At 49.8% G+C, this 12,477-nt stretch carries 8 protein-coding genes; 1 reads left to right on the forward strand and 7 read right to left on the reverse strand.

All coding sequences use genetic code 11. The annotated features are described in order from the left end of the window. Positions 1-332 precede the first annotated feature (332 nt). Positions 333-3,590 carry a carbohydrate-binding domain-containing protein gene (locus Q0R37_RS12385; RefSeq protein ID WP_294754788.1) on the forward strand — a complete coding sequence of 1,086 codons (3,258 nt, stop codon included), beginning with the start codon at positions 333-335 and terminating at the stop codon, positions 3,588-3,590. A gap of 115 nt (positions 3,591-3,705) precedes the next feature. On the opposite strand, the gene Q0R37_RS12390 is transcribed toward Q0R37_RS12385, so the two are convergent. The 7 genes from Q0R37_RS12390 to Q0R37_RS12420 form a co-directional block, all read right to left on the reverse strand. Next, complete coding sequence (locus Q0R37_RS12390) at positions 3,706-5,736, reverse strand: PASTA domain-containing protein (protein WP_294754789.1); 2,031 nt, start codon at positions 5,734-5,736, stop codon at positions 3,706-3,708. Between the two features lie 223 nt (positions 5,737-5,959). Then, entirely contained in the window at positions 5,960-8,284 is a 2,325-nt protein-coding gene (locus tag Q0R37_RS12395; protein ID WP_294754790.1) for a hypothetical protein, read from the reverse strand. A 28-nt stretch (positions 8,285-8,312) separates the two neighbouring features. Continuing rightward, positions 8,313-9,560: a glutamate-5-semialdehyde dehydrogenase gene (locus Q0R37_RS12400; RefSeq protein WP_294754791.1), complete on the reverse strand. Its 1,248-nt coding sequence runs from the start codon at positions 9,558-9,560 to the stop codon at positions 8,313-8,315. A gap of 30 nt (positions 9,561-9,590) precedes the next feature. Continuing rightward, entirely contained in the window at positions 9,591-10,079 is a 489-nt protein-coding gene (locus Q0R37_RS12405; protein WP_294754792.1) for a dCMP deaminase family protein, read from the reverse strand. 12 nt (positions 10,080-10,091) lie between these two features. After that, positions 10,092-10,883, reverse strand: coding sequence for a glutamate 5-kinase (gene proB, locus Q0R37_RS12410; RefSeq protein ID WP_294754793.1), 792 nt, complete (start codon positions 10,881-10,883; stop codon positions 10,092-10,094). Positions 10,884-10,897: 14 nt separating this feature from the next. Next, positions 10,898-11,848 carry a D-2-hydroxyacid dehydrogenase gene (locus Q0R37_RS12415; RefSeq protein WP_294754794.1) on the reverse strand — a complete coding sequence of 317 codons (951 nt, stop codon included), beginning with the start codon at positions 11,846-11,848 and terminating at the stop codon, positions 10,898-10,900. 3 nt (positions 11,849-11,851) lie between these two features. After that, positions 11,852-12,199, reverse strand: coding sequence for a hypothetical protein (locus Q0R37_RS12420; RefSeq protein ID WP_294754795.1), 348 nt, complete (start codon positions 12,197-12,199; stop codon positions 11,852-11,854). Positions 12,200-12,477: the final 278 nt, after the last annotated feature.

Raw genomic sequence — 12,477 nt, forward strand, 5'->3', positions numbered from 1 at the left:
CTTTGGAATCCCTTCCTTTTGGGTTGGCGTAATCAATGCGTAAATTTTGATTTACTATTATTATACATCAAATACGTGACTTTGGCAAGGTGTCCAAATCAAAAAGAAGATTTTTGTGCGTTATTATAAATTGCGTAAACATATATAAAATAGTATAATTAAAGTACAGACGGAATAATAGCGACTTAATAAAATAATGCCCTATTATATAATCTTTAAGTTCTTTTAAGTCAATTTTAAGATTATTTCAAGGTGAAGCCGTTATAATGTAACCATAGTCAAACACGGTTTGATTTTGATAGGGCGATATTAAAAAAAGGAGAATGATCATTATGAAAAGCAATGGCTTGAAAAAGCTTGTTGCAGGTATTTCTGCTGCTTGTATAGCAGCTGCTGCAATGCCTGTTATGAGCTTCGCGGCAGAGACTACGGTCTCAACACTGGTTGGCGACGCAAACTGCGACGGCGGCATTGATATGTCGGACGCTGTAATGATAATGCAGGCGCTCTCCAATCCGAACAAGTACGGCAGGGGCGGTACAGACAAGAACGCTATCACCGATCAGGGCTGGATCAATGCAGACTGCAACGGTGCAAATGACGGCGTATCCAACAATGACGCACTTGCTATCCAGATGTACCTTCTTGGCAAGGGCGAGCTCAGCAGCGGCAAGAGTGATGTTACTCCTGTTGCTGACGCAGTAAAGATTCATCTCAAGAATACATCTATCGAGGTAGAGGGCGAAAATGCCACAGTAAGCGGAACTACCGTTACTATCACCAAGTCCGGTGAGTATTATGTTGACGGTACTCTCGACGACGGTCAGATCAACGTAAATATCGCTGATACTACTGCGGACGCCGAAACTGTAAAGATATTCCTCAATAATGCGAATATCACAGGCAAGAGCGCTCCCGCTATCCTTGTTACCAATGCCGAGAATACTTCAATTAACATAGTTGACGGTACAGAGAATACCATTACCGACGGCGACACTGCTTATGCAGGCGACTTCGCCAAGGCAGCCGTTATCGAAGCAAAGGACGATTTAACCATAAAGGGCGGCGAAAAGGGCGACGGAGTCCTCAATATCACCGCTAATACTCAGCACGCTGTTTCATGCAACAATGACATCAAGATAAACGGCGGCAAGATTAATATTACTGCAAGCAACACAGAAAAGGCAGACGGTATCAAGGCTAAGAAGTCAATTACGGTCAAGAAGGGCTATGTTACAATTGACGCTACAGGCGACGGTATCCAGTCCAGCAAGGACGCTGTTGTTTTCGAGGGCGGCTCAACTGTTATCAAGGCAGGCAATGACGCTGTACAGGCTGAGACCACTATCGACATCAGCGGCGGCGTTCTCATTGCAGGCGGCGACAGAGGTCTCACAGCCGTAACAGGCATCAATATCACAGGCGGTACAGTAGTTGCTACTGCTACCGATAATCAGGTCGATGAGAAGCTCCTTGCAGGCACAACACAGACTACGGCTCTTCTCAATTGTATAGACGATCCCACAAATGAAAAGGACGGTACATGGAAGAAGGCTAATGCTATTGCAGCAAACAGCACTGAGGTACAGTATACCAAGAAGTTCAAGTATGTGCTTTACAGTGATACTGCCATAAACGGAGCTAAATCATGCGGCTTCAAGAACCTTTCAACAGGCGCAGCCGTAACTCATACAGACGGCAAGCAGACACAGTTCCAGCTCAGTCTGGTAACTGTATTCGATAATGTCGATCCCTCAGGTGTTGCCAAAAGTGATGTAGTTTCCAACCCTGCACCCGGAGAGCTCACCATAACTCTTTCCGATGCAGGCATGACCACCAATGCTTCCTCAGAGGCCAAAGTGGAGAACAACATCTGCACAATATCTCAGCCCGGTGTTTTTACAGTAACCGGCGGGATGACCGGCGGACAGATCGTTGTTGACGTAGACAAGACTGTCTATCCCGACGGCGTCGTTGAGCTCGTTCTCAGCGGCATGAGCCTTACAAATACCAAAGATTCTCCTATATATGTAGCATCTGTCGCAGACGAGGTCATCATTACCGCTAAAAGCGGCACAGAAAACACCATTTCTGACGGTGAGAGCTACACCAACGCAGACAACGATACGGGAGCTGTTTACTCCAAGGACGATATCAAGTTCAAGGGCAAGGGCAAGCTTACCGTAAACGGCAACGCTGCGGACGCTATCGTCGGCAAGGACGATATCAAGATATACAACAGCACACTGGTAGTTAATGCTGCCGATGACGGTATCCGCGGCAAGGACAGCGTAACTATCGGAAATACATCATCAGACGGAACAGAGGTGGATTATTCAAACCTCTCCGTAACAGTAAAAACTAAAGCCGGCGACGGTATCAAGGCTACTTCCACTGAAGCTTCATCAACAGCGAAGCAGCTGGGAATAGTTACTGTCAACGGCGGTACTATAAATATAGACTCCTACGCAGACGGAATCTCAGCCGAGCAGTTCTTTGAAATGAACGGCGGCGACCTGACGATCAGTACCTATGAGGGCAGCTCCTATACAGGATCAGGCAGCACTCAGGGCGGTCAGCAAGGCGGCTGGGGCGGCGGCAGACCCGGAGGCGGAATGGGCGGCTTCGGTATGGACGGAAACTCCAACAAGACCGACATATCCGCAAAGGGCATAAAGGCGGTAGGTCTTTATGACGAAGCAGGCACCACATGGCAGAGCGTAGGCGATATCACTATCAGCGGCGGCAGCATCACTATTGATTCTTCCGACGATTGTATACACTGCGGCGGCAGTATGCAGCTTATCGGCGGCGAGTTAAAGCTCTCATCTGCCGATGACGCCGCTCACGCAGACCATGACCTCACTATCGGCACGAAGGACAGCGGAAAATACGATGATATCGTTATATACGCCGAAAAGTGCTATGAGGGTATCGAAGCACAGAAAATATACCAGAACAGCGGTTCCGTTATCGTGAACTCCACTGACGACGGCTTCAATGCAGCAGGCGGCAGCGACGGTTCGGGAATGGGCAATACGGGTATGCCTTGGGGACAGGGCGGCGGCGGTTTCGGAGGAGGCGGCTTCGGCGGCAACTCAGGAAACTACCTCTTGCAGTTCAACGGCGGATTTGCAATAGTAAATGCAGCCAACGGCGACCATGACGGCTATGATTCCAACGGTAATATCGAGATAAACGGCGGCTATATCGTATCGAACGGCAATGAGCCTTATGACTGCGGTGACGGCGGCAGCACTATCACGGTAAAGGGTGGAACATGGGTATCAAACTGTTCTTCGGGAGGTATGAGCTTCGGCGGCAGCGAAATGTCAGCAAGCGTAACAGCTTCGGCAAATGTAAGTGCCAATACAAGATTATCACTGGTAGGAAGCGACGGAAAGGTGATAGTATCCTTTATCGTAGACAAGGCAGTCAGCCAGCTCAAGGCAGGCGGCACAGGAACTTCGGGAGCTTCCTTCTATACGGGAGGAACTCTTAACGGTTCCACATACTTCCAGCAGCTCGACCAGACACAGCTTGCAGCATACGGTGGTACGCTGACAGGCGGAACAAAGACATCTTCATGATCATTCAGATCCTTTTCTCAAAACGCGCCACAGTATCCCCTACTGCGGCGCATTTCCCTGTCCTGAGGAAATATAAACGCCATAGCTCTTAAAAGCTATGGCGTTTGATGTTTTATCAGCCCTGACCGCCGTCGTCTATTGTGGTAGGTTCAACGGGAGGAGCCTCTGTAGGCGCTTCCGTCGGCGGATCGGTAGGTGCTTCCGTTGGCGGCTCTGTAGGAGGCTCTGTTGGAGGAGCCTGAGTCGTAGTAGGTGCCTGTGTTGTAGGTGCTGCTGTAGTGGCGGTAGTTGCTGCGTGAGTTGTAGCCTCGGCAGTTGTAGTAGCTGCAGTTTCCGCAGTAGTAACCGCATTCTTGGAAGCGTAGTAGACAGTCAGCTTCTTGCCGCCCGAGCAGTCGAATACAGTTCCCGAAGATACGAGCTTTCCGTCTACGCGGAGCTCAACGATGGTATCTGTCTTGCCGTATGCGGTAGGAGATTCGAGGAACTGATAATTATGGGACGAGATACCTGCCTTATCAAGAGCATTCTTGTACTCGTCAACGGTCATGCCCGTGTAATCGGGGATAGTTGCCGAGCCCTTGCCCTTGCTGACGTGGATAACGAGGGTATCGCCCTCGGCTATCATTTCGCCTGCCTTGATATCCTGTTCAAATATCATATCGCTGTCGTACTTGTCGTTATATGAGAATATAGCCTCAAGCTTGAAGGAATCCTTGTACTTATCCTTTTCGAGCTCGTAGAACTTGCCGACAAGATTGGGGACTTCGACATTCTTTTCCTTGGTGGTGACTACCTCATCGACGATATTATCGCTTACTACTCTTGAGCGTCTGCTCTTTAAGGGAGTATTGGCATTTTCGTTCTTGGGCAGCATATTTATAACGATGACCACAAGTGCCAGAAGTATGGCGAGGAAGAGTATTCCTATGATTATCGGTATTTTTATACGGTCCACCGTATTTATCTTCTCGTAGCTGTAGCCTGTATTGCGCGGCGGCTTTCTGTAGGCTGAAGCAGATGTGCGTTGGTGGATGACCTCAGTCTCGGGGAGAGGCTGCACGGGCTGTGAAGCATGATAAGCAGGTGCAGGAGCTTCTTCCTGTCGGAAGCTCGGGCGGTCATTGAGGAACAGTGTGCTGTCGAATTCTTCGGCTGCTGTGTCTTCCTCTTCCTCCTCGGCGGGCTGCTCGAAGAGCCTTGTGACCAGCTCTGTGATGGTCTGTATACGGTCTCTGCCGTTGAGATTCATACCCTCCATTATCACGCGGGAAACGTGCTTTGGTATGCTCGAATCAAGCATATGGGGCTCGTGAAGGTCGTCGTGGTTCTGACGGCTTACGGAATCCACAGGCATACAGCCTGTAAGAGCTCTGTAGAGGAGAGCGCATACTCCGTAAACGTCCGTCCATGAGCCCTGACGGCTGCTGCTGCTTGCCGAATACTGTTCGGGAGCTGCATAGCCCTTGAAAAGCTCATATTCAAGACCTGCATTGGCAGTTCTTACTGCGGAAACGCAGAAGCCTGACAGCTTGAGCTCGCCCTTGTCGGTGATATATACCGTATCAGGGCTTATAGCGCGGTGTATGATACCTGAATTATGAAGTATTCCGATAGTAGTGAAAAGAGGAGGGAATATCTTTGATACCTGTTCCCAGCTGAGCTCGCCTGCATTTTCCTTGAGGTAGTCCAGCATTTTCACGCCCTCAATGTACTCAAAAATAGTATAGGTGGTATTGTTCTCTGCGAACATATCGAGGACAGGGGGGATATTCGGGTTGTTCCTGAGCCTTGCAAGAGACTTGTTGAGCTCGGTGTACTCAGCCATAAAAGCCTTGTATTTGGCAAGGTTATTATAGTTGACGCTGATAGTCGGCTTGTTTTTTACACGTGTGCAAAGGTTTATAGGCATATACTCCCTGATGAACACCTTTTTGCCTGTGGTTATATCAGAGCCGATATATGTTGCGCCTTCGCCGTTGTATTCAAGAAGAATACCGCAGACGTACTTGCTGTGGAGTATCGTCCCCGGCGGAACGTACATAGGGTCATACTCAGAGCTTTCAACATATCCGCATGACGGACATACGTGAAGCGAACTGTCATATTGTTCCATACATTTGTTACAATATTTAAGGTCTCCCAAAGCAGCTCCTCCTCCTAAAAATAATATATGCACAAAATAGGCATCATATCTATTTTATCAATAAAAAAGAAAAATGTCAACTGTTTAAGGCTGTATATTCTTGATTACTGTGAATTTGTATTTTTTTTGTAATAATTTCAAGGGTAAATTTTTCTTAATTGTAACATTTTAAAGGGAAAGGTCCGAAAAGGTATGACAACTTTTTCGGACCTGTTTTTTTCTATCAGAGATTTCCGTTGTTAACGGAGAGTATCTTCATTGAATTGAAGCGGAATGTACCGTCTTCCTTTTCTGTGAGCTTGTATTCAGCCTGCTTTGCAACGCTCTTTTCCATCCACTGCGGGAGCTCTGCGATATAGTCAACGGTGAGGGTGTACTCCTTGCCGTTCTTGACTATGGACTTTATCTCGGGAGCGTAGGTGTGTGTAATGGTCTTTACCTTGACGTTGTATGCTCCGTCAGCATAGTAGAATCGGGATTCTACAGGACCTACGGTAGTATGGTTGAAGGGCGGAAGGTCCTCTCCGAAGAGCTCCACTGCGTACTTTTCCACGTCAACGTCGGGGATAGTAACGGTATCAAGGGTCTGTTCGTAGTTGGAAACCTTGCTGTCGTCCATGATTATGGACCATATGGTAGCTGTGATTATCTGCTCGGATGTGAGCTGTGAAGGCTCACTGAACGGCTCTATATCCATTATCGCGGCAGGGTATATCATCTGTGTGAAGCTGTCCTTCTTCACCTCGCCCGAGGTAAAGCTGCGGAAGCAGCCTACAGCCCATATAACAGCTGAGATGATGCCCACAACCGCAAAGGCTGAGAGTACTGCGCCGAGTACGGTATAAAGACGCTTTTTGCCGTCGGGGACTGCAAAAGCTGCGGCAGGGCTTTTTTCTGTATGTTCGCTGCGCTGAGCAATGAGCTCGGCGGGATTTTCACTGAGTATGTTTTTGAAGTCGGACTCAGCCTTTTCCTGAGGCTTTTCGCAGGTCTCGGCAGGAGCTTCTTCTATGGGAGCTTCTTCCTGCTGTTCACTGATGATCTCCTCGGCTGTCTCGGCTTCTGCAAGAGCTTCGCTGAGCTCCTCAATGGCAGGCTCGGGAACGAATTTCTCCTCGGGGATCACTGCCTCCTCTGCGGCTTCCTCGGCGGCAGGCGGAGCGATGGCACCCATCTGCGACCTTCTCATATCGATGACCTGCCTCTGCTTGTCGGGAGTAAGTGCGTCAAAGCGCACCTTGAGCTCGGGGGAGAGACCCGCGATAACGTCCTCGTCCGTCATAATGAGGGGCTTGGGCTCGGGAGAAGTCATATCCGCAATAGCTTCGGCAGCACCCTCGCGGATATTGTCGAGCATGTTGCCGACAGGGTCACTGTCGGTAGCGGGAGCTTCCTCCTCGGGATGATTTATAGCGGCAATAGCGGCGTCAATAAGGTCTGTTGCAGAAACTGCGCTGTTATCGCCTTCAAAGAGACCGTCCTCGGGAGCTTTTTCCTCTGCGATCTCGGGTTCTTCCTTGGCTTTGTTGATGAGCTTCTTGAAAAAGCCTATTTTCTTCGGTTTTTCGGCTTCTTCGGGAACTGTCTCAGCTGCGGGAGCAGCCTCTGCTGCTTCTCCGAGAGCTCCTATTGCCGAATCAACATCGTCGGAAATACTGCTGCCGTTTATTTCGTTGCCTGCTGAAGCAGCTTCATCTGCAAGGCGCTTCATTTCCTCTATTCTGCGCTGCTGCTCGGCTTCGATGGCAAGTCTTGCCTGTTCGGCTTCTGCCGCAAGACGAGCCTGTTCGGCTTCTGCTGCGAGACGAGCCTCCTCAGCCTCTGCTGCGAGACGAGCCTGTTCAGCCTCCGCTGCGAGACGAGCCTCTTCGGCTCTGCGCTGCTTTTCAGCTTCGATCTGAGCTATGCGGCGCTGTCTGTCGGCTTCCTCCTGCTCGAGCTGCTTCCTTTCGGCTTCTTCCCTTGCAAGTCTGCGCCGGTTAGCCTCTTCCTCAAGACGAGCTCTCTCGGCGGCAGCTTCCGCAGCCCTTCGTGCTCTCTCAGCAGCATGAGCTTCCTCGGCAGCAGCCTCGGCTGCTCTCTGAGCCTGTTTTTCGCGCTCCATCTCCTCGCGGCGGAGAGCTTCGTAATCAGGCAGCTCGCCTGTAATAACTATTTTCTTTTTCTTGACAGGCTTCGGTATCTCCTCAGCTGCGGGTATAGTATCGAACACCCTTGTCATTTCCGCGGAAGCTTCCGTGTGCATTACCTCACTGATGATATTCGGGACTTCTTCCTCGGGTGCTGCGGGCTCGGTGACGGGTATATCCCTCTGCGGGGGAGCAAATTCCCATACAGCAGGGGGCGTGTCGTCGGGAACGGCTTCCGCCTCCTCTGTGTGCTGTTTTTCTTCCTCCAGTGCATGGAGCAGATCATCGACAGACATATCGTCGAATTTGCTCTTTCTTGCGGCACGGGGAGTATTATGACTTCTTGCGGGAGTACTTCCGCCGCTGCCGCCGTCCATAAGGCTGTTGAGCATATCGTCAAGATCTTTTCTAATAGCCATTTCGACCTCCAAAAATCAAGTGAAAACTTTATCTGATCTGACCGTTTCCGTTGATCAGGTATTTAACTGTAGTAAGTTCTGTGAGACCCATAGGTCCTCTTGCGTGGAGCTTCTGTGTGGAAATGCCTATTTCTGCGCCGAAGCCGAATTCACCGCCGTCTGTGAAGCGGGTGGAAGCGTTTACGTAGACAGCTGCCGCGTCTACCTGCTTCTGGAATTTCTGTGCACTTTCAAGCGAGCTCGTAACGATACACTCGGAATGTTTTGTGCTGTACTTTCTTATATGAGCGATAGCCTCGTCAATATCGTCCACTACCTTTACTGCAATGATGAAATCATTGAACTCTGTTGCGTACTCGGTCTCCGTAGCCTTTTCCACAGAGCTTCCGAGAATAGCGATAGTCCTGTCACAGCCGTAGAGCTTTACGTTATGAGCCTTGAAGCGCTCTGCTATCATGGGCAGGAACTTGTCCGCAATGTCCTTGTGTACGAGAAGGCTCTCGATAGCGTTGCATACCGACGGACGCTGAGTCTTGGCGTTGTCTGTTATCTCCACTGCCATATCAAGGTTTGCTGAGGCGTCAACGTATACGTGGCAGTTGCCTGCACCTGTTTCGATAACGGGAACAGTTGCGTTCTTGACCACAGCCTGTATGAGGTTCGCACTTCCGCGGGGGATGATAACGTCAACGTAGCCGTTGAGGCGCATGAGCTCGGTAGTTGTCTCGCGGTCTGTCTTGTCGACTACCTGTATGATATCCGCAGGGAGCCCTGCTTTTTCCACAGCCTTCCTCATTATATTACCGAGGCAGATATTGGAATTGATAGCTTCCTTGCCGCCCTTGAGGATGACCACGTTTCCTGCCTTAAGGCAGAGCGCAGCCGCGTCTACCGTAACATTGGGGCGAGACTCGAAGATAATGCCGATAACTCCGAGAGGTACTCTTGTCTTGATTATCTGCAGGCCGTTGGGACGGACACCGCCGCCGATGACCTCTCCGATAGGATCCTTGAGGGCGATGAGCTCGTCGACGCCCTTGGCAATGCCTTCTATGCGCTTTTCGTCGAGCTTCAGTCTGTCCTGCTTTGTTTCGGTCATGCCGTTAGCCTTCGCAGCGGCTATGTCCTTTGCGTTTTCAGCGATTATAAGCGCTTTATTTTCTATAAGAGCCTTTGATATCTCGGCAAGTGCGCTGTCCTTCTGTGATGTGGAAGCACCTGCCGCAGTCGCCTCGGCTGCCTTGGCTCTTTTTCCCAGTTCCTCTGTATAGCTCATATTTACACCTCTTGTATGTGATTATTTGTATTATTCGGCTTTGAACCATTCCAGCTCAGCGGCGGGAATGACCGTGTAATCATCGGCTTTGTCGCTCTGACGGAGATATACATTCCTTATCCCTGCCTGTATGATATGTCTTGCACATATGGGACAGGGCTTTGCCCTGTGTACCGAGCCGTCCGCAGGATTTACACCCGTAAGGTAAAGGTCCGCGCCAACGGTCTGTTCGCGGGAGCAGTTCAGCAGCGCATTCGCCTCTGCGTGTACAGCCCTGCACATTCCGTAGCCGTCGCCCTGATGCATATTTCGGGCTATTCTCGGACATTCGCCCCTGTCGCAGCAGTTCTCCGTTCCTCGGGGAGAGCCGTTGTAGCCTGTGGAGATAACGGCGTCGTTCTTTACTATGACAGCGCCGTACTTTCTCTTGAGACAGGTGCTCCTGTACGCAAAGACTTCGGCGCAGTTAAGGTATGTATCGATTTTTGAAACGCGCTCTGCGCCCTTTGATATGACCATAATGTATCTCCGTTACTGAGCCTTGAAAAGAGTGCCTATCTCCTTGTCCTCAAAGAGGTCATAGAGCATTTCGGGGTCCTTTCCGTTCATTATTATCATATCTATGCCTGCATTTGTCGCTATCTTGGCAGCGGTTATCTTTGTGGACATACCGCCTGTGCCGAGACTTGTTCCCGCACCGCCTGCCATAGCCTCTATCTCGGGAGTTATCTTCTCTACGAGGGGGATAGGCTTTGCATCGGGATTTGAACGGGGGTCGTCATCGTAGAGAGCGTCGATGTCGGAGAGTATGAGCAGAAGGTCTGCTCCGGAGAGCTCCGCAACGAGGGCGGAAAGAGAGTCGTTCTCGCCGATCTCAAGCTCCAGCTCGTCTATAGCGATAGTATCGTTCTCGTTTACTATGGGGATAACACCCATACCTACGAGCTTCTCCACGGTATTCATGAAGTTGTCGCAGTGGCTGGGATTGTTTATTATTGCCTTGGTGAGCAGTATCTGCGCCACTGTTACGCTGTATTTTGCAAACATATCGTCGTATACGTGCATGAGCTCGCACTGACCTATAGCGGCAACTGCCTGCTTGGTTTTTGTATCCTTGGGCTTTTCGGGAAGTCCGAGCTTGCCTGCGCCGAGACCTACCGCACCCGATGAGACCATGATTATCTCACGTCCCGAGTTGTGAAGGTCGGAAATGACCCGCACAAGGTTGGTCATGCGGCGTATATTGAGCTTGCCCGTCTTGTGGGCAAGGGTGGAAGTACCCAGTTTTATGACGATACGCTTTTTTTCGGATATATTTCTCATAAGTGTATCTTCCTTCAGTTGACTTTATTCTGCGGACTGCCTTTCTGCCACGCCCTGATATTATCGCATACGATATTCACAAGGCGCTGTCTTGTTTCAAGGGGCGCCCATGCGGTATGGGGAGTAATGATGCAGTTCTTTGCGCTCTTAAGGGGCGTATCGGGGGACATGGGCTCTTTTTCGAGCACATCAAGGTATGCAGCCGCTATTCTGCCTCTGTTCAGAGCCTGTGCAAGGTCGGCTTCATTGACTACTCCGCCGCGGGATGTGTTTATCAGCATTGCCGAGGGCTTCATATGGGATATGAGCTCGCTGTTGACCATTCCTGCCGTTTTGTCTGTAAGAGGGCAGTGGAATGTGAGCACATCGGCTTTTTCGGCAGCTGTGTAAAGGTCTGTGACCTCGTAAGGGCAGTCCTTTGGCTGTGTTCTTGTACTTATAACTATGTTCATGCCGAAGGCAGAGCCTATTTCGGCTACTCTGCGTCCGATAGAGCCGTATCCCGCTATTGACAGAGTTTTCCCCGAAAGCTCGGAAGTGGGTACGGGGAAGTACGAAAATGCGGGAGAGCGCTCCCATTCGCCGTTCTTTACGGCAGTATCGTAGTCCCTTATGCGGCTGAAGCGGTCGAGTATATATGCGAATACCTGCTGTGCAACGGAATTTGTGGAATACTGGCCGGCATTGCATACAGGTATGCCTTTCTTTGCGGCATATTCGACATCAACGTTGTTGAAGCCTGTTGCGAAAAGTCCGATATACTTGATATTCGGGCAGGAGTCCATTATCTCCTTAGTGATAAGCACCTTGTTGCAGAGCACGATATCCGCGTCGCCGATATTGGCGGCGGTCTCTTCGGGCTTTGTGAGCGGTATTATCCTGACGTCGCCGAACTCTTCAAGCTGAGCGGTGGGGATATCGCCGCTTATATTTACTGTGTACCAGTCGAGGACTGCTAACTTCATAGCTCAGTTCTCCTCGTTTTTGCCGTCTTTGTCGGAAGCTGCGGTGCTTTCGGCTTTTTTCGGCCTGCATATGAAAGTCGATATGAAAGCGGCAAGGATAAGGATGAATTCTATAAGTCCCACTGCATAAAAGATCGTCTTGTTCCTTGAAAAGAGAAGGAGAAGCGATATAGGAGCTGCTATAGCGAAAATAAGCTGGAAAGGCTTTTTCTGTACAGCAAATCTGTAGCTGAAAAAGAAAACCGACAGGATGACTATACCTATAAGCATCCATGAGGGGAACGGGAATATCGAGGGATCTTCAACGTCCGAGATCTTGGCTATAGCTGAAAGCATATTTGTAAAAGGCATTGTTTACTCCGATCCTCCGCCGTATACAATAGGATTTTCAGTCGGAATATGGCGGAATTTTAAAATTTTGCAAAAGTCTGCACATTACAGTATAACACAAACGGCTCAGAAATTCAACTATTTTTAAAAAAATACACAAAAATTTTATGATGCATACTGCCGTATTTTCGGCTGATTTCAACAGGGACTTGAAAAATTGCGTTTTTCGGCGTATAATATTTATAAATCATAATTTGCCGCTGAGCGAGCGGCGGCGCAGCCACGTTGGCGCTCGTAAA

The sequence above is a fragment of the uncultured Ruminococcus sp. genome (assembly GCF_946415235.1).
In the GTDB taxonomy this organism is placed as follows: domain Bacteria; phylum Bacillota; class Clostridia; order Oscillospirales; family Ruminococcaceae; genus Ruminococcus.

What these genes read in the sequence shown, in the direction of transcription:
- Q0R37_RS12385 (WP_294754788.1), top strand. Translation starts at nt 333, where the DNA reads ATGAAAAGCAATGGCTTGAAAAAGCTTGTTGCAGGTATTTCTGCTGCT.
- Q0R37_RS12395 (WP_294754790.1), bottom strand. Translation starts at nt 8,284, where the DNA reads ATGGCTATTAGAAAAGATCTTGACGATATGCTCAACAGCCTTATGGAC.
- Q0R37_RS12400 (WP_294754791.1), bottom strand. Translation starts at nt 9,560, where the DNA reads ATGAGCTATACAGAGGAACTGGGAAAAAGAGCCAAGGCAGCCGAGGCG.
- Q0R37_RS12405 (WP_294754792.1), bottom strand. Translation starts at nt 10,079, where the DNA reads ATGGTCATATCAAAGGGCGCAGAGCGCGTTTCAAAAATCGATACATAC.
- proB (WP_294754793.1), bottom strand. Translation starts at nt 10,883, where the DNA reads ATGAGAAATATATCCGAAAAAAAGCGTATCGTCATAAAACTGGGTACT.
- Q0R37_RS12415 (WP_294754794.1), bottom strand. Translation starts at nt 11,848, where the DNA reads ATGAAGTTAGCAGTCCTCGACTGGTACACAGTAAATATAAGCGGCGAT.
- Q0R37_RS12420 (WP_294754795.1), bottom strand. Translation starts at nt 12,199, where the DNA reads ATGCCTTTTACAAATATGCTTTCAGCTATAGCCAAGATCTCGGACGTT.